We start from the raw sequence: 20,104 nt of genomic DNA, 5'->3' as shown, positions 1-20,104 counted from the left end.
CTCAGCCGGCGGCGCCCTGGCGCAGCAGGAACCGCTGCAGCTTGCCGGAGGGGGTCTTGGGCAGCTGATCCACGAAGTGCACCCGGCGCGGGTAGGCGTGCTTGGAGTACTCGTCGCGGACCTTCGCCTGCAGCTCGGCCGCCAGGGCGTCCGGGTCCGCGACGGCCCCGGCGGGCACCACGAACGCCACGACCTCCTCGCCCCGCACCCCCTCCGGGTCCGGCAGGCCGACGACGGCCACGTCCTGCACCCGCGGGTGGTCGATGAGCACGGACTCCACGTCGAACGGGCCGATCCGGTACCCGGCGGCGAGGATCACGTCGTCGTCCCGGGAGGAGAAGAAGAACCAGCCGTCGTCGTCCTGCCGGGCGGTGTCCCCGGTCAGATACCAGCGGCCGTCCGGAGTGAAGCGCTCCGCGGTCTTCTCCGGCTCCCCGAGGTAGCCGGGGAACCAGAACAGGGGCGAGGCCGCGTCGATCGCGATCTGCCCGTCCCGGATCTGGGCGGCGATCCCCGGCAGGGGCACACCCATCGAGCCCGGGCGGGGCGGCGCGGCCAGCGCGGGGTGCGCGAGGGTGCAGATGACCATGCCCAGCTCGGTCTGGCCGTAGTGGTCGCGGATCTCCACGCCGAGGGCCGCCCGGCCCCACTCGAGCACGGACGGCGGCAGCGGCTCCCCCGCCGTGGACACGCGCCGCAGCCGCAGCGGGGCGTCCTCGGTGACCTCCCCGGCCTTGGCCAGCGCGCGGAACATCGTGGGGGCGCCGGCGAGGTTCGTGACGCCCTGCGAGCGGATCACCTCGACCATGGTCGCCGGGGAGAAGGCGCCGCGGTACTGCACCGAGGTCGCCCCGAGCATCAGCGTGCCGACGATCCCGTAGTACAGCCCGTATGCCCAGCCGTGGTCGGCCGCATTCCAGAACAGGTCCTCGGGGCGCAGGTCCACCGCGCACGTGAGGTAGACGGCGAACGCGGCGGCCGCGCGCAGCGGCACGGGCACCCCCTTGGGGCGGCCGGTGGTGCCGGAGGTGAACAGCAGGGCGATCGGCCCGTCCCCGCCGACGGCGACGTCCTCGGCCAGCGGCGCGGAGTCCGCGAGCGCGTCCCACTCCGGGCCGGTGCGGATGATCTCGATGCCGGGGATGTCCGTGAGCTTCTCGGCCTGACCGGGTTCGGCGACGACGAGCCGCGCCGCCGCGCCCTCGATGCGCATCCGTGCGGCGCCCTCGGCGAACGCGGTGAACAGCGGCACGTGCACGGCACCGAGCCGCCACAGGGCCAGCAGCGTGATGACGAGCTCCTCCCGCTTGGACATCATCACGGGCACCCGGTCGCCGCGCGTGACGCCGCGGGCGGCGAGGCCGGCGGCGAGGCGGCGGGAGCGGTCGGCCAGCTCGCCGAAGGTGAGGTCGACGGCGGACATGTCCTCCGCCACGAACCGGAACGCCACGGCGTCGGCCGGCCAGCGGTCGCAGAGCAGGTGGGCGGCGCAGGCGTCCGGGGTCTCGACGTCGGCGACCCACCCGGCCATCAGCCGGTCGATCGTCCCGGCCTCGCTGGCCTGCCCGGTCCGTTCCGTCATCTCGGTCTCCTCATCCCTCTCGGCACGCCGACGCCGGGCGACGGCGACGTCAACCACGGTAGGTCCGCCGCGCCCCGGGCCACCGGGCGCGTCCGCATGTTGCACTCGCCACCCCGTCGCGGTCGAGGACGGACCCGGTCGTCGCCTTCGTCGGGCGTCCGCGGCGCCTGCCAGAATGGGGGCCATGACCTCGCAGCCCGCGCCCGCGTCCACCGCCCACCGCCGTTCCCTCGCCGAGGCCGGCATCGCCCTCGGCCCCCTGGACGGCCGCTATCGTGCGGCGGTGGAGCCGCTCGTGGAGCACCTGTCCGAGGCGGCGCTGAACCGCAACCGCATCCACGTCGAGGTCGAGTGGTTCATCCACCTGGCCGAGCACCGCGTGCTGCCGGGTCTCGAGCCGCTCACGGCCGAGCAGCAGGCGGGCCTGCGGGCGATCGTCACGGACTTCGACGCGGAGTCCGTGGCCGAGCTGGCGGCCACCGAGAAGGTCACGGTGCACGACGTGAAGGCCGTCGAGTACTTCATCGCGGACCGCCTCGAGGGGCTGGGCCTGGGCCGGCTGAAGCCGCTCGTGCACTTCGCGTGCACCTCCGAGGACATCAACAACCTCGCCTACGCCGTGGGTGTGCGCGACGCCGTCGAGCAGGTGTGGCTGCCGGCCGCCCGCGCCGCCGTGGCCACCGTCTCCGCGATGGCCACCGAGGCCGCCGAGACCCCCATGCTCTCCCGCACGCACGGCCAGCCGGCCACGCCCACCACGCTGGGCAAGGAGATGGCCGTGTTCGTGCACCGTCTGACCCGCCAGACCCGGCGCATCGCCGGCCAGGAGTACCTGGGCAAGATCAACGGCGCCACCGGCACCTACGCCGCCCACCTCGCCGCCGCCCCGGACGCGGACTGGCCGGCCCTGTCCCGGTCCTTCGTGGAGCACCTCGGCCTCACCTGGAACCCGCTGACCACCCAGATCGAGTCCCACGACTGGCAGGCGGAGCTGTACGCCGACGTCGCGCGCTTCAACCGGATCCTCCACGGCTTCTGCGTGGACGTGTGGAGCTACATCTCCATCGGCTACTTCGCGCAGATCCCCGTGGCCGGCGCGACCGGCTCCTCCACCATGCCGCACAAGGTGAACCCGATCCGCTTCGAGAACGCCGAGGCGAACCTCGAGCTCTCCTGCGCCCTGCTCGACTCGCTGGGCGCCACCCTCGTGGAGTCCCGTTGGCAGCGCGACCTCACGGACTCGACGTCGCAGCGCAACATCGGCGTGGCCCTCGGCCACTCGGTGCTCGCCCTCACCAACGTCACCAAGGGCATGGGCCAGCTCCAGGTGGCCGAGCCCGTGCTGGCCGAGGACCTCGACACGAACTGGGAGGTCCTCGGCGAGGCGATCCAGACCGTCATGCGCGCCGAGGCGATCGCCGGCGTGCCGGGCATGGACAATCCCTACGAGCGCCTCAAGGAGCTCACCCGCGGTCAGCGCGTGGACGCCGCCCGCATGCGCGAGTTCGTGCAGGGCCTGGGTCTGTCCGACGACGCCGAGGCCCGCCTCCTCGACCTCTCCCCCGCGGGCTACACCGGCGCGGCGGCGCAGCTGGCCCAGGAGTTCGTGCCGGCGCAGGACTGACGCCCAGGTCACGATCCGAGGACAGGATGGTCACGACCTGAGCACACCTCTGGTGTGGCGTGCGCCACGCGGGCAGGCTGAGGGCGTTGCCGCCACCCGGCGGCCACGACCCGCCGCAGAGCACGCCCCGAGGAGACCTGATGTCCGCTCGCCGCACCACCCGCCCGCTGTCCACCGCCCTCGCCGCCGCCGTCCTGGCGGGCGGCCTCGCCGCCACCGCGGCCACCCCGGCCTTCGCCGCCCCCGCCGAGACCACGGACGGGTGGCAGAACGGGCACTTCGTCGGGGGCACCTTCGGCTCCACGGAGCTCTCGCCCCTGACGGGCCGCTTCTACACGCAGCACGCCGTCAAGGACGTCCGCGTGACCGTGGCGCCGTTCTACCCGTCCTTCACGGATCTCGAGGAGATCTCCTATGACGTCCCCGGTGAGATGGGCCCGGAGACGGATGTGGAGTTCACCTACGACGCCCAGCTCGAGACCGGCTACGTGGACGTCCTGGAGCAGCGTCGGGTCCTCGGCGAGGAGGGCACCGCCGGCGCCGTCTTCACCCTCTACGTGGACGGGAAGGCCACCGCGACTCTGGTGTTCGGGGAGGACCGGAACCTCGGCGACGACGTCCCCGGCATGTTCCTGGACGCCAGGGGCCCGCAGGCCTACGAGTTCGGCGGACGCCCGACGGTGGACCACCAGACCCACCTCGCCGCTCCCGGATCCCGCCTGGTCCGCCTGCAGGGCAACTCCAGCGGCGACGTCGCCGGCGGCGGCCCCATCGAGGACTCCACCATGACGGTGGTCGAGCAGCCGGAGCACGGCACCCTCGTCGAGCTGCCCCGCGTCGGCGACCCCACGGTCTGGACTCCCGGCGAGGAGCGCGGCAGCTGGGCCAGCACCGTCTACGTGGCGGACGAGGGCTTCACCGGCACCGACCAGGCCGTCTTCACCCTCACTGACGGCAGCACCGGCGAGCAGAAGACGCTCGTCGTGACGTTCTCGATCGGGGACCCGCGGGCCGCCGACCCCCACCTGGGGGTCCAGGGCACGGGTCTCCCGTTCGACGAGGCCCGCGTGTGGGAGGCCCTCGAGGCCCAGGGCGAGGACGACGCGTCCGAGGCACCCGCACCGGAGTCCCCGGCGACCCTCGCCCCGGATTCGACGGACGCCCGGGAGGCCTCCGAGCCCTCGGAGCCCGCCGGCGAGCACACCGTCCCCGAGACCGTGGAGACCGGCTCCGGCCAGGCCTGGTGGCTGGCCGCCGTCGCTGCCGCGGGCACGGGCGCCCTGGTCGCCGGCCGGCGCCGCTTCGGCCTGGCCCGCTGAGACCGCGGGGCGGCGCGCCCTTCCCCCACGCGCCGCCCCGCACCCCCGGCCCCGGTCGCCCGTCGGTGGCTGGGTGCCGCCCGACAGGGGACGATGGGCGGGTGCTGCTTCCGTCTCTCCCCGTGTGGCTGCTGTCCGCGGCCCCCAAGGACCCCGCCGAACTGGAACGGGACGTGCCCGAGCCGATCGACGCGCACGGCGAGCTCGCCAATGCGATCACCGCGGCGATCACCGCCGTGGACCTCGTGGGCGTGTTCTTCTTCGCGATCTCGGGCGCCGTCCTCGCCGTGCGCAAGGGCTACGACATCGTCGGCTCCCTGCTGCTGGCCCTCATGGTGGGCACGGGCGGCGGCGTCGTCCGCGACCTCGTGGTCGGCCGGGACGTGCCCGCCGCGTTCGACAATCCCTGGTACCTGATCCTGCCGGCGGTCGCGTCGCTGGCGGTGTTCCTCCGGATCTTCGACGGCGAGCGCGGCCACCACGCCGTCATGGCCTTCGACGCCATCGGCCTGGCCGTGTACTGCGTGGTGGGCACGCGCATCGCCCTGCTCGCCGGCCTGAGCCCGGTCGCCGCCGCGGTGCTGGGCCTGGTGACCGCCGTCGGCGGCGGCATCCTGCGCGACGTCGTCGCCGGGGAACCGCCCGCCGTGTTCGGCGGGCGCGGCTGGTACGCGCTGCCGGCCATCCTCGGCGCGGGCACGACGGCGGCCCTCGGCCAGGCGGAGCTCCTCGGCCCGCTGACCTCAGCGGCGGTCATGGTGCTCGTGCTCGCCCTGCGCGTGGTGTCGCTGCGCAGGGAGTGGCTCGCCCCGGGGGCCGAGATCTCGGGGGAGACCCAGCGCCAGCGCCTGGATCCGCACGACGAGCCGCCCGTGCCGGACATCCGCGACCGCAAGGGCAGGGACGGGCCGCCCGCCGACCCCGGCGAGGACGGCCCCCCGGCGAACGAGGAGACGCCCGGAACCGACGAAGACGTCACACCTCCGGGGACACCCGGGTGAACAAACGAGCCACTGCGCGGGCCGCCCGGGACAATGGCCGGTGAATCCCCGGACCCAACGGAAGGAGCCGCCGTGGACGTGCAGCAGTTCTTCGCCACCCTCACCGACGTCCCGTGGCTGCTCACGACCCTGGACCTGATCGGGATCTTCTTCTTCGCCACCTCGGGGGCGCTGCTGGCGGCCCGCAAGCAGTTCGACCTGGTGGGCTCGATGGCGCTGTCCCTGCTGGCCGGGCTGGGCGGCGGCTTCACCCGGGACATCCTGCTGGACCGCGGTCTGCCCGCGTCCCTGGAGAACCCGGTCTACCTGGCTCCGCCCGTGCTGGTGTCCCTGCTCGTGTACGTCAAGGTGATCCACCCGAATCGGCTGAACCTGACCATCACCCTGTTCGACGCCGCCGGGCTCGCCCTGTTCACGGTGTCCGGCGTGCTGCTGGCGCACTCGATGGGCGTGCACCCGGTGTCCACGGTGGTGATCGCGATGGTCACGGCGCTCGGCGGCGGCGTGCTGCGGGACATCGTCGCCAACGAGGTCCCGTCCATCTTCGACCCCCGCGGCGTCTACGTGCTCCCCACGTTCCTGGGCGCGGTGCTGGCGACCGTGGTGGCGATGAACGGCGCGCTCAACGCGTTCACGGGCTTCCTCATCGCGTTCCTGATCTTCGCGGTGCGGATGATCGCCTACCGCTACCAGTGGCGGTTCTTCGGCGCGGAGATCTCCCAGGACAAGGAGTCCCTCGAACGTCTGCGGCGCCTGGCCACGCAGGCGCAGGAGGCGGCCGCACGCCGGGTGGAGCGCACCCTCGAGCGCCGGCTGCGCTCCCCCGGCGCCCCCGCCTTCCCCGACGACGACACGCACGGATCCTACGGACCGCGGGAGGAATACGAGGACCAGGTGCGGGTGGACGACTACGACCCGCAGACCCAGACGATCACCGTCATCGACCCCGCCTCACACCAGCAGGTGCGCCTGGACCGCGGCACCGGTGTCATGGACGTCACCGACCTGCGCACCGGGCGCACGCGCAGCTTCGACGACCCCGAGCACGACTGGATCGCGGACGACCCGGAGGACCCGAGGGACTGAGGGATGCGGTGGGCCCGACGCCGGGCCGCGCACCCCGCGAACAGGTCTATGCTGAGAGTCCATGACCGGCACGCATGAGACCGCCCGCCCCGCCAGCACGACCACGGAGGCCGCGGCCTCCGGCCCCCTCCACCGCGTCGGATTCGACCGCGCGAAGTACATCGAGCTCCAGTCCCAGCACATCCAGGAACGCCGCCGCCAGATCGGCGGGAAGCTGTACCTGGAGATGGGCGGCAAGCTCTTCGACGACCTGCACGCCTCCCGCGTCCTGCCCGGCTTCACCCCGGACAACAAGATCGCGATGCTGGACCGCATCAAGGACGAGACCGAGATCCTGGTGTGCTTCAACGCCAAGGACCTCGAGCGGAACAAGGTCCGCGCGGACCTGGGCATCACGTACGAGGACGACGTCCTGCGCCTCGTGGACGTGTTCCGCGAGCGCGGGTTCCTGGTGGAGCACGTGGTGGTCACGCAGCTGGAGGACGCCAACCACCGTGCGCTGGCGTTCCTCGAGAAGCTCGAGCGGCTCGGCCTGAAGGTGGCCCGCCACCGCGTGATCCCCGGCTACCCGCACGCCATGTCCACGATCGTCTCGGAGCAGGGCTTCGGCGCCAACGAGTGGTCCGAGACCACGCGGGACCTCGTCGTCGTGACGGCCCCCGGCCCGGGCTCCGGCAAGCTGGCGACGTGCCTGAGCCAGGTGTACAACGATCGGCAGCGGGGCATCCCGGCCGGCTACGCGAAGTTCGAGACGTTCCCCATCTGGAACCTGCCGCTCGAGCACCCGGTCAACGCCGCCTACGAGGCCGCCACCGTGGACCTGGACGACATCAACCTGATCGACCCGTTCCACCTGGCCGAGTACGGCGAGCGGGTGACGAGCTACAACCGCGACGTCGAGGTGTTCCCGCTGCTGTCCGCGCTGCTGGAGAAGGTCACGGGCACCACCCCGTACAAGTCCCCCACGGACATGGGCGTGAACATGGCCGGTGCGGCGATCGTGGACGACGAGGTGTGCCGGGAGGCCGCGGAGCAGGAGATCATCCGGCGCTACTACAAGGCTCAGGTCAACGAGGCCCTGGAGGGCGCGGACGACACCGAGTCCGAGCGCGTGGCCCTGGTGATGTCCAAGCTGGGCCTGAGCTCGGAGGACCGCCCGGTGGTGGGTGCCGCGCAGCTGGTGGCCGAGCGCACCGGTGAGCCCGGCGCGGCCGTGCAGCTGGCGGACGGCACCCTGGTGACCGGCAAGACCTCGGAGCTGCTGGGCTGCTCCGCCGCGGTGCTGCTCAACGCCCTCAAGGTGCTGGCCGGCATCGAGGACGACGTGCACCTGCTCTCCCCCGCCTCGATCGAGCCGATCCAGACGCTCAAGACCGTGCACCTGGGCTCCAAGAACCCGCGGCTGCACACGGACGAGGTGCTGATCGCGCTGTCCGTGTCCGCGGCGACCGACGCGAACGCGAGGGCGGCCGTCGAGCAGCTGGCGAGCCTCGAGGGCTGCGACGTGCACACGACGACGATCCTCGGCTCCGTGGACGAGGGCATCTTCCGGTCCCTGGGGATGCTCGTGACGAGCGAGCCGAAGTTCCAGAAGAAGGGGCTGTACCGGAAGCGGTGACCCGAGGGCGAGACGTTTTCGCTCGCGCAACACGCGCGGGCGGAGCGTTTTCGCTGACGCCGTGTCAGAAGGCCCCGGCGGTTCGCCGGGGCCTCTGCCAAATTTGATCCCGATCTACAAGAAATCTCCACGTAATCCAGTCAGCCACGGGCGTTATTTGCATTGGCTCGTTCAATGGCCTCGATTGCCTGATCGAACGCGCCCCCGAGGGCACCGAGCCGGTCCCACACCTCACGCCGCTTGCGGCCGAAGTCCATAGCCAAAAGGTCCCGACCCGTCTCATGCCCAGGATGCTGGACGTGCACTTGTTGCGCAGCCACGTAGACGGCTGAGTCAATTAATGACTCCTGGGCTCTAGCCAAGTCCAGCGCCCTCTCGATTTTAGTACGAATTTCTTGGTTGCTCAAATTCTTTGCTTCAGTCCAAACGTCATCAATGGGCGGCATCGCCTCACGAAGTTTCGCAACGACACCAGGGATACCCGAGATAGACCCGACGGCAGGCTCATCGCCTAGAACTTTCGCTTCAAACTCTAGAACGCGAGACTGATCCACGAGGGAAGCTCTAAGCCTGTAAAGCTTCTGCCTTAGAAGCTCCCTCCGGCCCGCTTGGCCACTCTCGATGTCTCGATTTATTTCGTTTGCCTCCCGTGCAATTCCGTTTGCCTTGCGCGCACTAAAGTATGCAAACAATGAAATTATCACCGCTAGAGCAGCGAGAGCAAGGGTTCCAACGTCGACCCAGTCAGGCCCCGCACCGGCGTCTGTTGCCAAAACACTAACAGTTAAAAACACTATTCTGAATCCCTCCAATTATTGATTGGGGTAGTGCCGCAAGTTCGAGTGGCTGGATCTTTCTCTTGCAGGCGGCATGTGGGAATGGGTAAATTCCTTCGGATTAGCCAAATAGAACCGCTTTGATACATTTTTGGCATCATGAATCTATTGGCGTTACGCAGCGTCAGCGACGGTAGCCGTCCGGAACCGCTCGTAGGCCCATACGAGCTTGTCGTGGTCCGGCCGGTTCGCACGAGCCTTCGGCAGCATCATGAGCGGCTTGCCGTGCAGGTCCTGGAGGCCATGGCGCAGCATCGGCCCGTCCACCTCATCAAGCAGGTCCTGGCGGATCTCGACAATCGGCGTACGGGCGGTGGGCCGGATTCCGAGGAACCGCCGGTCAAAAGCGGCGTGGTGGATTTTGCACAAGGCCATGCCGTTACCGATGGTCGGCGTGCCCAGCTCATGGCTGTCATCCACAATGTGCGCTGCATCGAGAAGTTCCGGATGAGCCAGGTTGCAGACGGCGCAATGGTTTTCATACGCCAGCAACACCGTGGAGCGGAAGACAGGCTGGTGCAGGCGCACCTTCGTCTGGCGCATGAGGTAGCGCTTCAGGGCGGGCACCGCCCATCCCTCTTCAAACTCCTCAACGGCGAAGTCCTCCTCCGCCAGCGGGGCCATGACGAACTGCTGGTTCTCGGGCTCTTCGTTGATCAGATAGACCGGTGCCACCACCTGATACTCCGGGGGCTTTCCCCCGATGCCGATGAACCAGATGATCGGCAGCCGCAACTGCATCGCTCGGCGGAGCCCCACGTTCTCAGGATGCTGGGGATTGTCTCCGCGCCACTTATACCGGATGAGTCCATCGACACCCACCTCATCGTCATAGGGCCGCTTGTGCCCCGGGGCTCGGTACGTCGTGACGATCGACAGCGTGGCCTCAAACGCCCTCGGCTTCCAAATCCCCTGCATGGACGGAATCAAGCGGAACGGCGCCCCCTCCCACCGGAACTCGGCAATATCCTCGCGGGAGAGGGGAATCTGCCGGTCAAAGGTGCGCTCCTCCAACCAGGTGATCGCCGCGTGCCGCAGTCCCAGTGGTTCAGCCATTCGAGCTCCCTCTCCGTGAAGGCCTCTCGTCGGCCATCACATGGGCGCAGCGTAACAACGCCCTGCTGTCTTCCGCTGACGCCCGCCCCTCACGAAACGTAGCCCTCTCCCCTCACCCCTGGCGCAGCTCGCGCCGCAGGATCTTGCCCGTGGCGTTCTTCGGCAGCCCGTCCAGGACGGTCACCTCCCGCGGCTGCTTGTAGCGGGCCAGCCGCTCGGCCGCGAACGCCTGGAGCTGCTCCCCCGTTGCGGCGCTGCCCGGGGCCAGGGAGACGAAGGCGGCGATCTCCTCGCCCAGCCGCTCGTCCGGCACACCCACTACGGCGGCCTCGACCACGTCCGGGTGCTCGTAGAGGACCTCCTCCACCTCGCGGGGGTACACGTTCATGCCGCCGCGGATGATCACGTCCTTGAGCCGGTCCACGATCATCACGTACCCGGCCTCGTCCCGGCGGGCGATGTCCCCGGTGAGGAACCAGCCGTCCTCGTCGAACGCCGCCTCCGTGTCCTCCGGGCGGCCCCAGTAGCCGGCCATGATGCCCTCGCCCCGGATGCGCAGCTCACCGGAGGTCTCGAGGTCCTCCTCGGGCACCTCGGTGCCGTCCATCGCGACGATCCGGAACTCGAAGCCGTCCACCGGCCGGCCCACGGTGCCCGGGCGGGTCGGAGCGTCCACGGGGTTGAAGAAGCACGCACCCGCGTTCTCGGACAGCCCGTAGCCCTCCAACACGGGCACGCCGTACAGCTTCTCGGCGGCGTGCAGCGTCTCCACCGGCAGGCTCGCACCGCCGGAGAGGGGCATGCGCAGCCTCGAGAAGTCCGCCGGCTCGGCCCCGGCCTCACGGCGGGCCCGGGCCACGGTGAGGAACGCCCCGTGCATGGTGGGCACGCCGGGCAGGAACGTGACGCCGTGGTCCTGCAGCTGGTCGTAGGCGGCCTCCGGCTCGAACCGCGGCATCAGGGACAGCGTGGACCCGGCGAACACCGCACCGTTGAGCACCACCGAGAGCCCGAACACGTGGAACATCGGCAGCGCCGCGAACACGACGTCGTCCGGGCCGAGCCGGCCCAGGCCGGTCGCCGTCGCCATGGCGTTGGAACGCAGGTTCGTGTGCGTCAGGCGGGCACCCTTGGGCCGCCCCGTGGTGCCCGAGGTGTAGAGCAGGACGGCGTCGTCGTCGGGGTCCCGCGGGGTGACCTCTGTGACCGGGGCGATGCCCTCGGCGGCGCACTCCCGCCCGACCGCCTCGAGGTCCAGGGTGACCACCTCGACGTCGACGTTCCCGGCCACCTCGGCCACGGCCGGCAGCCCGGGCATGGCCCAGAGCATGCGCGCACCGGAGTCCTCGAGGAAGTACCCCAGCTCTCGGGCGGTGAACAGCGGGTTGAGCGGCACCATCACCGCCCCCAGACGCATGAGCGCCTCGTAGACCGCCACGAAGGCCGGGACGTTGGGCAGCAGCACGGCCACCCGGTCCCCCGGGCCCACCCCGCGGTGGCGCAGCCAGCCGGCCGTCGCGGCCGTGACCTGGTCCAGTTCGCGGTAGGTCATGCGGGCCTCGCCGATCCGCAGGGCCACGGCATCCGGTTGCCGGGCCACGGTGGCCGAGAGCAGCTCGGCCACATGACCCCGGCGCTCGGTGGGCCGGCCATGGGTGGTCGCGGAGGTGTCGGGGGTCTCGGAGGTGGTCACGGTGGCTCCTGATCTGGTGGGGACGGACGTCAGACGGGGGTCAGAGGAAGGCGGAGTGTCCGGTGAGGCCGCGGCCCACGATCAGCGAGTTCACCTCGTAGGTGCCCTCGTACGTGAAGATCGCCTCGACGTCGCAGAAGAACCGGCCGAGTCCGGCGTCGGCGAGGATGCCGTTGCCGCCCATCATCTGCCGGCCCAGCGCGGCCGACTCACGGCACATCTGGGAGGTCTTCAGCTTCACCAGGGAGGCCTGCGTCATGGACACCTCCCCGGCGGCCTCCAGCTGCACCGCCCGGTGCGCCATGCCCAGGGTGGCCGCCAGGTTGGCCGCGATCTGCACGAGCAGGGACTGCACCAGCTGATGCCCGGCGATCGGCCGGCCGAACTGGGTGCGCGCCAGCGCGTAGCGGCGGGCGGCGTCGAGGATGCCCTGCTGCGCGCCCACGGCCTGCCAGCCCAGGCCGTTGCGGGAGCCCAGCAGGATCACGTTGGTGTCCGCGAAGGTGTTGGCCTTCTCCAGCTTGTTCTCCGCCGGGATGCGCACGTCCGTGAAGGTGATGTCCGCGTTCTGGACGATCTTCACCGCGGTCTTGTGCTCGATCTTGGTGGCCTCGTAGCCGGGGGTGTCGGTCTCCACGATGAAGCCCTTGACCTGGTCGTCCTCCTCGTCCCGGGCCCACACGATCGCGATGCGGGACATGGTGCCGTTGCCGATCCACCGCTTGGCCCCGTTGATCACCCACTCGTCCCCCTCCCGGCGGGCCGTGGTGGCCATGCCGCCGGCGACGTCGGAGCCGTGCTCCGGCTCGGTCAGCGCGAAGCAGCCGGTGTACTCCATCGCGTACAGGCCCGGCAGCCACGTCTGCTTCTGCTCCTCCGAGCCCAGGGCCTCCAGGGTGGCCCCGACGAGGTCGTTGTGCAGGGCGAAGTACACGCTGAGGGAGATGTCCGCGCGGGCCAGCTCGGCCATCAGGTGCCCGCGGAACAGCGGGTCCTCGGTCATGCCGCTGATGTGGTTGTAGCCCAGCTCGCCGACGCGGCGGGCGATCTCGTGCGGGAACTCGTCCCGGCTCCAGGCCTCGGCCACGTGCGGGGTGACGATCTCGGCCAGGGCGGCGCGGATCTCCGTGAGCTTCTCCTGTTGCTCGGGCGGCAGGAGGCGGTGGTACTCGAGGACGTCGACGTCGGTCAGCGAGCGGGTGCGGGAATCCGTGGTGGTCATCAGGGGCTCCTTGAGGTCGTTCGTGGGTGGTGCTGAGTCGTGGGGGTCAGGCGGTGGGGCTGGCCAGGGCGGTGAGCGGGATGCCCCGCTCCTCCCCCCAGGCCTGCCAGTGGGCGGCGTCGTGCCGGGAGAGGGCCTCGGTGAGCTGCGCGCGGACGTCCCCGTCCGCGTCCAGCCCGAGGCCCGCCACGAGCGCGGCCGCGAAGTGCGGCTCGAGCGCACCGACGGCCACATGGCCCTCGGCCGCCGGATACACCCCGTAGTGGGGCAGGGCCCCGCCCAGGGGGCTGCGCGGGCCCGTCATGCGGTGCCGGTTGGGCAGGGCCAGGGCGTGCGCGGCATCGGCGAGCGCCACCGTGGCGTGCCCGCCGTCCCCGTCCGCGCCGCGGGCCCACAGCAGGGCCAGCGCGGCGGAGACGGCCCGCTCGGCACCGTGCAGATCCGCCGCGAGGATCCGCGGTGGAGCCCCCGGCGCCAGCAGGCCCGCCGCGGCCTGGTAGTTGATGTCATGGCCTGGCACGTCCGTGCGGTCCCCGTCGTATCCGGTGATGTCCACCTGGCAGATCCGCCGGTGGCGGGCGCGGACGGCGTCGGCGTCCAGGCCCAGCCGGCGCAGCGCCCCGGAGCGGTGGGAGGTGAGGAACACGTCCGCCTCGGCCAGGATCTGCTCCATCTCGGCGGCCCCGGCCTCGGACTTCATGTCCACGGTGCGCACCGACTGCCCGCGGTGCAGCTCCTCGTAGAGGGCCGGCACCAGGGTGGCCACGGGGTCCCCGCTGGGCGGGAGCACCGTGACGACGTCGGCGCCCAGCTCCTGCAGGCGGGCCGCGGCGACGGGCCCGGGCAGGTTCAGGGCGATGGTCACCACGCGCACCCCGGCCAGCGGTGCGGCGCTCATCGGCCCGGCCCCTCGCCGCGCTCGGCCAGCCGCCGGAGGGCGTCGCCGGGACGGAACCGCTCGCCGTAGCGGTCGGCCAGCTCGTCGGCGCGGGCCACGAACGCGGCCGGTCCGCCCTCGCGGTGCGTCATGAACGTCACGGGCCCGCCGGTGTGCGGCGGGAAGCCGATGCCGAACACGCCGCCGAGGTTCGCCGAGGGGGCGTCAGTGAGGACGCCGTCGTCGAAGCAGCGGGCCGTCTCGATGGCCATGCGGTACAGCAGGCGGTCCTGCAGGTCCTGCTCGGGCACGTCCGCCCCGGTGGCGAAGTGCTCGGCCAGGCCCGGCCACAGGTGCTTGGGGCCCTGCTCCGGGTACTCGTAGAAGCCGGCGCCCTGAGCGCGGCCCGGGCGGCCGAACTCGTCCACCATGCGCTCCACCAGGCGCTCGCCCGGACGCACCGGACGCTCACCGCCGGCCTCGGCGACGGCCTTCTCCTCCTCGCGGCGGATGTGCTGGATCAGGGTCAGGGAGACCTCGTCCATCATGGCCAGCGGGGAGGCGGGGAAGCCGGCGTGGCGGGCCGCCCGCTCGATCCGCTGCGCGTCCACGCCCTCCTCCACGAGGGCCGCGGCCTCGAGCACGAGCGTGCCGTAGACGCGGGAGGTGTAGAAGCCGCGCCCGTCGTTGACCAGGATGGGCAGCTTGCGGATCTGCTGCACCAGGTCGTAGGCGCGCTCCACCGTGCGCTGGGAGGTCTGCTCACCACGGATGATCTCCACGAGCCTCATCCGGTCCACCGGGGAGAAGAAGTGCAGGCCGATGAAGTCCTGGGGCCGCTCCCGCGGGCCCTGCAGCAGGGTGATCGGCAGCGTGGAGGTGTTGCTGCACAGCAGGGTGTCCGGGCCGACCACCTTCTCCACCTCCGCGAACACCGAGTCCTTGAGCTCGACGTCCTCGAACACGGCCTCGATCACCGCGTCCACGTGCGCGAGGTCCTGATAGTCCTCGGTGGGCTGCACGCGGGCCAGGACGGCGTCGGCGTCCTCGCGGCTCATGCGCCCCTTCGCCACGCGCCCCTCGAGGAGGGCGCCCACCCGCTCACGGCCGCGCTCGGCGGCCTCCAGGCTGACGTCCTTGAGCATCACGTCCACGCCGTTGAGTGCGAGCGCGTGGGCGATGCCCACGCCCATCATCCCGGCGCCCAGCACCGCCGCCGTGGTGATCGTGCTGCGCTCGCGGAAGGGACCGCCCAGGGCCGCGCCGGAGCGCAGCGCCTGAATGTCCGAGTGGAACGCCTGGATCATGGCGGAGGAGGTGTGGCCCGTCACGAGGGACACGAAGTACCGGGTCTCGATGCGCGAGGCGGTGTCGAAGTCCACCTGCGAGCCCTCCACCGCGGCGCTGAGGATCGCCTTCGGGGCGGGCAGGTCCGCGCCGTGGAGCTGCCGGCGCAGGGTGGCGGCGTACGCGGGCAGACGGGCGGCGAAGGAGGGCTGGGCGGGGGTGCCGCCGGGGATCCTGAAGCCCTTGACGTCCCAGGGCTTCACGGCGGCGTCGGCGTCGTCGCGGTGCTCCAGGATCCAGCGCTTGGCGGCGGGCACCAGGTCCGCGGGGTCGGTCACGACCTCGTCGAGGATCCCCTTCTCCCTCGCGGCCCGGGCGTCGCGGGCGGTGCCCTGCAGCAGCCAGTCCATCAGGGCCCGCTCCACGCCCACCATGCGCACCAGGCGGGTGATGCCGCCGCCTCCGGGCAGCAGGCCGAGGGTGACCTCCGGGAGGCCGACCTTCAGCCCCGGGTCGTCCACGGCGATGCGCCGGTGGCAGGCCAGCGCGATCTCCAGCCCGCCGCCGAGCGCCGTGCCGTTGATCGCGGCGACCACGGGGCGGCCGAGGGTCTCGAGGCGGCGCAGCTGGCCCTTGACCCGCTGCGTCAGCGCGAACACGGACTCCACGTCCTCGGGGCCGGCCTGGGCCAGGGAGTCCAGGTCGCCGCCGGCGAAGAAGGTCGTCTTCGCGCTGGTCAGGACGACGCCGGTCACCGTGTCCCGCTCCGCCTCCAGGCGGTCCACGACGGCGTCCATCGCGTCCTGGTACCGCTCGTTCATCGTGTTGACCCGCGCCTGCGGGTCGTCCATGGTCAGCGTGACGACGCCGTCGGCGTCCTGGTCCCAGGTGATCATGTGCTCACTCATGCCGGTGCTCTTCCTGCCGTGCTGGTCGGTCGGGTGGGTGGGGCGCTCAGACGCGCTCGACGATCGTGGCGACGCCCATGCCGGCGCCGATGCAGAGCGTGGCGATGCCGGTCCGCAGGTCGCGCCGCTCGAGTTCGTCCACGAGGGTGCCGAGGATCATGGCGCCGGTGGCCCCCAGGGGGTGGCCCATGGCGATCGCGCCGCCGTTGACGTTGGTCTGCTCCTCGGTCCAGCCCATCTCCTTCATCAGCAGCAGCGGCACGGCCGCGAACGCCTCGTTGATCTCCACGAGGTCGATGTCCGCGGCGGTCATGCCGGCCACCTCGAGGGCCTTGCGGCACGCCGGGGTGGGGCCGGTGAGCATGATGGTGGGCTCGGAGCCGACGACGGCGGCGGAGACGATCCGTGCCCGCGGGCTCATCCCGGCCCGCCGGCCGGCCTCCTCGGAGCCGATCAGCGTCAGCGCGGCGCCGTCGACGATGCCCGAGGAGTTGCCGGGGTGGTGCCGGTGCTCGATCTCCGCCAGCGAGCTGTACTTCTCCAGCGCCACGGCGTCGAAGCCCGCCTCCCGGCCCAGCGCCTCGAAGGAGGGCTTGAGTTTGGCCAGGGTCTCCACGGACGAGTCGGGGCGGATGGTCTCGTCCCGGTCCAGCACGGTCATCCCGTTCATGTCCGTCACCGGGACCACGGAGCGGGCGAACCGGCCCTCCTGCCACGCCGCCGCAGCACGGCGGTGGCTCTGCGCGGCGAAGCGGTCCAGCTCTGCGCGGCTGAAGCCCTCACGGGTGGCGATCAGGTCCGCGGAGACGCCCTGCGGGATGAAGTCGGTGGCCAGGGAGGTGGCCGGGTCCATGGCCCACGCGCCGCCGTCGGAGCCCATGGGTACGCGGGACATGGACTCCACGCCGCCGGCCACGAGCAGGGACTCCCAGCCGGAGCGGATGCGGGCGGCGGCCTGGTTCACGGCCTCGAGCCCGGAGGCGCAGAACCGGTTCACCTGCACGCCGGCCACGGTCTGCGGCAGGCCCGCCTTGAGGGCGGCCACGCGGGGCAGGACCGCGCCCTGGTCGCCCACCGGGCTCACGCAGCCGAGGATCATGTCCTCGATGTCGGCGGGGTCGAGCCCCTCATGGCGGTCGCGCAGCGCGTGGGTCAGGCCGACGACGAGGTCGATCGGCTTGACCTCGTGGAGGGAGCCGGAGGGCTTGCCGGCACCGCGCGGCGTGCGGAGGGCGTCGTAGAGGAAGGCGTCCTGGGTCACGGGGTCTCCTGGGGTCGGGGTGGGTCTGGGGAGGTGGCGGGCCGGTCAGCGGCCGGAGGTGAGGGCGTCGGCGTAGTCGGCGCGCAGCTTGCGCTTGTTGACCTTCCCGACGCCGGTGCGGTCGATCTCCGTCACGAAGCGGACCTCGTCCGGCAGCTGCCAGGTGGCGAAGCGCTCGGCGAGTGCGGCGAGGACGGCGTCCTGGTCGACACCGGAGTCCTCGTCCCGCACCACGAGGGCCAGGGGGCGCTCCTCCCACTGGGGGTGGGGGACGCCGATCACGGCGGCGTCGCGGACCCCGGGGACGGTCATGATGTGGTTCTCCAGGTCGATCGAGGAGATCCACTCGCCCCCGGACTTGACCACGTCCTTCAGGCGGTCGGTGACCTTGAGGTAGCCCTCCGGGGAGAGGTAGCCCAGGTCCCCGGAGCGCCAGTAGCCCTCGTCGTCGAAGCCGGCCTCGGTGGCCTCGGCGTTGTCGGCGTAGGAGGTGGTCACCCAGGGCCCGCGGAGGCGGATCTCGCCCACGTTCTCCTCGCCGGGCGGCAGCAGCTCGCCCAGGGGGTCGGTGATCTTCACGTCCACCCCGACGACGACGAGGCCCTGGAACCGCTTGAGGTTCCACCGCTCGTCCTCGGAGAGGGTGTCCATGAGGCTCGGCTTCATGCGGTTGAGGGAGACGATGGGCGAGGTCTCCGTGGCCCCGTAGGCGTGGATGACCTCCGCGCCGGTGAGCTCGTCGAAGCCGCGCATCATGGCCACGGGGGGCTCGGTCGCGCCGCACAGCAGGCGCACGCCGTCCATCCGTGGGGGCGTCTCGAGGGTGCGGAGGTGCTGGAGCATCGGCATGAGGATCGCGGGTGCGGCCGGGGCCACGGTGACGCCGTGGTCCACGAGGGTGGAGGTCAGCCACGGGGTGTCCGTGAGGTTGAACCGGCCCGGCAGCACCAGGCGCGCGCCCACGGCGACGGCGGCGAACGGCAGGCCCCAGCACTGCGCGTGGAACATGGGGGTCAGCAGCAGGGCGGTGTCCGCCATGGTCATGCCCAGGGTGGACACCACGGCGTGCGCGTGCAGCCAGGTGGCCCGGTGCGAGTAGAAGACGCCCTTGGGGCGGCCGGTGGTGCCCGTGGTGTAGCAGGCGCCGGAGGCGGAGCGCTCGCTCACGTTCGGCAGGCCCGCTGTCTCCAGCGGCTCGTGCCCGTCGAGGAGGGCCTCGTAGGAGAGCACGTCGTCGCGACCGGCCCAGTCGGCGGGGAGCTCGCCGTCGCCGGCCACGATCCAGCGGACGCCGCCGGGCAGGTGCGGTTCGAGCGCGGCGGCGAGCTCCAGGAGGGTCTCGTCCACGACGATCGTCCCCACCTGCGCGTGGGTGATCACGTAGGCCAGGTCCGTGGGCGCCAGGCGCAGATTGAGCTGCACCATGGTCGCGCCCAGCAGCGGGACGGAGAAGTAGGACTCGAGGTGGCGGACGTCGTTCCACAGCAGCAGGCCGACCCGGTCCCCCGGCCCGACGCCCTCGGCGCGCAGGGCCGCGGCCATGCGGCGCACCCGCTCCCACACGGCCGCGTAGGTGGTGCTCTGCCACGGGGAGCCGCCGCCGCGGGTGTGGATGATCTGCTGATCCCCGAAGGTCCGGGCGGCGTCCCGCAGGAGGCGAGTGGTGGTGAGCTGTTCGTCGTCGCCCATGGTGGACGGGGTGCCGAGGACGGTGGCGGTGGTCTGCATGGGTCCCCCTGGGAGGTGTGGTGGTCGCGGAGGCGGGCGGCAGTCATCTGTGACGTGCCTCACGGGGCGTATGTTGCACACTCAAGCACGATGTTGCACTAGCGTGCAAGAAGGGCGCGGGGGGCGTTTCGATCTCTGCCGTAGGGTTCAGCAAGCCCCCGCATCCTCGTCTCCCGACCACGGGCCATCCCATCCGCCGACCCAGCCCCGAGGACCCGATGAACACCCTCCTGCCCTTCGACCAGGACGACCTCTCCTCCCCCGCGCGCCTGCGCCTGGCGGCCCTCGAGCTGTATGCCGAGCGGGGGGTCGAGATGGCCAGCGTCCGCGAGATAGCGCAACGGGCCGGCGTCGCCCCCGGGCTGGTGCGGCACCACTTCGGCAGCAAGGCGGGGCTGACCCGGGCCGTCGACGACGACGTGCTGCGCCTGATCGCAACGACCCTCGACGAGGTCCCGCTCGTGGGCACCCCACAGGAGGTGTCCGCGGCCCGCGACGCGGCGTTCGCGGCCCTGCTGGCCGAGCACCCGGTGGTGGGGGCCTATGTGCGCCGCTCGCTGCTGGAGGCCGGCGGGGAGACCGAGTCCCTGCTGGAGCGCCTCGTCGACCTGACCACGGAACAGACCGAGCGCCTGCGCCGCTCCGGCTTCGCTCCGCGGCGCAGCATGCCGACGTCCGTGTTCGGCACCGTCATCCGGCAGATGGGGCACCTCCTGGTCGACCCGTCGGCGGACCGCATCTGGCGCCGGATCGCCGAGACCCAGGAGGACGCCGCCGAGCAGGCGAGCCCGCGGGCGCGGCTCGTGGTGGATCCGCCGCGGTGAGCAGGAGCGCCGCCGACCGCGGCGGCGTCCGCGTGCGCCTGCGCAGCCCAGTCCTCGGGCGCCCCGCAGAGCTCCTCCGGGTCCTCCTGGGTCCCGACGACGCCGGCCCGCCCCTTCTGGGAACGCCTGCGGCCGGTATGAGCGCACTTTGCAGGCTCAGAGCGACAGCACGCGTTCCAGGT

Annotated in this window: 15 protein-coding genes; 6 read left to right on the top strand and 9 right to left on the bottom strand. The window is 71.5% G+C overall.

From position 1 onward, the window contains the following. Position 1 precedes the first annotated feature (1 nt). The gene (locus AC0VX4_RS01075; protein ID WP_145032630.1) at positions 2-1,582 is read right to left on the bottom strand and encodes an AMP-binding protein; all 1,581 of its coding nucleotides are present in this window, start codon (positions 1,580-1,582) and stop codon (positions 2-4) included. A gap of 184 nt (positions 1,583-1,766) precedes the next feature. On the opposite strand from AC0VX4_RS01075, the gene purB reads away from it, so the two are divergent. The 5 genes from purB (at position 1,767) to AC0VX4_RS01050 (ending at position 8,230) form a co-directional block, all read left to right on the top strand. Then, complete coding sequence (purB, locus tag AC0VX4_RS01070) at positions 1,767-3,206, top strand: adenylosuccinate lyase (protein WP_145032627.1); 1,440 nt, start codon at positions 1,767-1,769, stop codon at positions 3,204-3,206. A gap of 140 nt (positions 3,207-3,346) precedes the next feature. Next, positions 3,347-4,525: a hypothetical protein gene (locus tag AC0VX4_RS01065; protein WP_145032624.1), complete on the top strand. Its 1,179-nt coding sequence runs from the start codon at positions 3,347-3,349 to the stop codon at positions 4,523-4,525. A 101-nt stretch (positions 4,526-4,626) separates the two neighbouring features. After that, positions 4,627-5,526, top strand: coding sequence for a trimeric intracellular cation channel family protein (locus AC0VX4_RS01060; RefSeq protein WP_145032621.1), 900 nt, complete (start codon positions 4,627-4,629; stop codon positions 5,524-5,526). Between the two features lie 72 nt (positions 5,527-5,598). Further along, a complete protein-coding gene (locus tag AC0VX4_RS01055) occupies positions 5,599-6,612 on the top strand; it encodes a trimeric intracellular cation channel family protein (RefSeq protein ID WP_145032618.1) in 1,014 nt (337 codons plus the stop codon). Between the two features lie 61 nt (positions 6,613-6,673). Further along, on the top strand, positions 6,674-8,230 hold the full coding sequence (locus AC0VX4_RS01050) for a DUF1846 domain-containing protein (RefSeq protein ID WP_081091305.1): 1,557 nt from the start codon (positions 6,674-6,676) through the stop codon (positions 8,228-8,230). A gap of 140 nt (positions 8,231-8,370) precedes the next feature. Here the strand turns inward: AC0VX4_RS01050 and AC0VX4_RS01045 are convergent, their stop codons facing one another. The 8 genes from AC0VX4_RS01045 to AC0VX4_RS01010 form a co-directional block, all read right to left on the bottom strand. Further along, positions 8,371-9,042: a hypothetical protein gene (locus AC0VX4_RS01045; protein WP_136941089.1), complete on the bottom strand. Its 672-nt coding sequence runs from the start codon at positions 9,040-9,042 to the stop codon at positions 8,371-8,373. A 138-nt stretch (positions 9,043-9,180) separates the two neighbouring features. Next, positions 9,181-10,122, bottom strand: a complete 942-nt coding sequence (locus AC0VX4_RS01040; protein WP_145032615.1) for an HNH endonuclease — start codon at positions 10,120-10,122, stop codon at positions 9,181-9,183. Positions 10,123-10,234: 112 nt separating this feature from the next. After that, positions 10,235-11,815: a long-chain-fatty-acid--CoA ligase gene (locus AC0VX4_RS01035; RefSeq protein ID WP_230955767.1), complete on the bottom strand. Its 1,581-nt coding sequence runs from the start codon at positions 11,813-11,815 to the stop codon at positions 10,235-10,237. A gap of 40 nt (positions 11,816-11,855) precedes the next feature. Continuing rightward, complete coding sequence (locus AC0VX4_RS01030) at positions 11,856-13,037, bottom strand: acyl-CoA dehydrogenase family protein (protein WP_060775424.1); 1,182 nt, start codon at positions 13,035-13,037, stop codon at positions 11,856-11,858. A 46-nt stretch (positions 13,038-13,083) separates the two neighbouring features. Next, complete coding sequence (locus AC0VX4_RS01025) at positions 13,084-13,935, bottom strand: CoA transferase (protein ID WP_020623933.1); 852 nt, start codon at positions 13,933-13,935, stop codon at positions 13,084-13,086. Next, entirely contained in the window at positions 13,932-16,109 is a 2,178-nt protein-coding gene (locus tag AC0VX4_RS01020) for a 3-hydroxyacyl-CoA dehydrogenase NAD-binding domain-containing protein (protein WP_060775423.1), read from the bottom strand. The genes AC0VX4_RS01025 and AC0VX4_RS01020 overlap by 4 nt, the downstream gene beginning before the upstream one ends. 46 nt (positions 16,110-16,155) lie before the next feature. Then, a complete protein-coding gene (locus AC0VX4_RS01015) occupies positions 16,156-17,370 on the bottom strand; it encodes an acetyl-CoA C-acetyltransferase (RefSeq protein WP_060775422.1) in 1,215 nt (404 codons plus the stop codon). Between the two features lie 45 nt (positions 17,371-17,415). Beyond that, the gene (locus tag AC0VX4_RS01010) at positions 17,416-19,098 is read right to left on the bottom strand and encodes a long-chain-fatty-acid--CoA ligase (RefSeq protein WP_060775421.1); all 1,683 of its coding nucleotides are present in this window, start codon (positions 19,096-19,098) and stop codon (positions 17,416-17,418) included. A 218-nt stretch (positions 19,099-19,316) separates the two neighbouring features. On the opposite strand from AC0VX4_RS01010, the gene AC0VX4_RS01005 reads away from it, so the two are divergent. Continuing rightward, positions 19,317-19,922: a TetR/AcrR family transcriptional regulator gene (locus AC0VX4_RS01005; protein ID WP_060775420.1), complete on the top strand. Its 606-nt coding sequence runs from the start codon at positions 19,317-19,319 to the stop codon at positions 19,920-19,922. Positions 19,923-20,104 lie beyond the last annotated feature (182 nt).

The organism is Micrococcus sp. 63XJN7_8_ISO-PGPR-S23-253, assembly GCF_056173425.1.
The sequence above is the reverse complement of the archived record's forward strand: the minus strand, read 5'-3'. Positions and strand labels throughout refer to the sequence as shown.

What these genes read in the sequence shown, in the direction of transcription:
- AC0VX4_RS01075 (WP_145032630.1), bottom strand. Translation starts at nt 1,582, where the DNA reads ATGACGGAACGGACCGGGCAGGCCAGCGAGGCCGGGACGATCGACCGG.
- purB (WP_145032627.1), top strand. Translation starts at nt 1,767, where the DNA reads ATGACCTCGCAGCCCGCGCCCGCGTCCACCGCCCACCGCCGTTCCCTC.
- AC0VX4_RS01065 (WP_145032624.1), top strand. Translation starts at nt 3,347, where the DNA reads ATGTCCGCTCGCCGCACCACCCGCCCGCTGTCCACCGCCCTCGCCGCC.
- AC0VX4_RS01050 (WP_081091305.1), top strand. Translation starts at nt 6,674, where the DNA reads ATGACCGGCACGCATGAGACCGCCCGCCCCGCCAGCACGACCACGGAG.
- AC0VX4_RS01040 (WP_145032615.1), bottom strand. Translation starts at nt 10,122, where the DNA reads ATGGCTGAACCACTGGGACTGCGGCACGCGGCGATCACCTGGTTGGAG.
- AC0VX4_RS01030 (WP_060775424.1), bottom strand. Translation starts at nt 13,037, where the DNA reads ATGACCACCACGGATTCCCGCACCCGCTCGCTGACCGACGTCGACGTC.
- AC0VX4_RS01025 (WP_020623933.1), bottom strand. Translation starts at nt 13,935, where the DNA reads ATGAGCGCCGCACCGCTGGCCGGGGTGCGCGTGGTGACCATCGCCCTG.
- AC0VX4_RS01020 (WP_060775423.1), bottom strand. Translation starts at nt 16,109, where the DNA reads ATGAGTGAGCACATGATCACCTGGGACCAGGACGCCGACGGCGTCGTC.
- AC0VX4_RS01010 (WP_060775421.1), bottom strand. Translation starts at nt 19,098, where the DNA reads ATGCAGACCACCGCCACCGTCCTCGGCACCCCGTCCACCATGGGCGAC.
- AC0VX4_RS01005 (WP_060775420.1), top strand. Translation starts at nt 19,317, where the DNA reads ATGAACACCCTCCTGCCCTTCGACCAGGACGACCTCTCCTCCCCCGCG.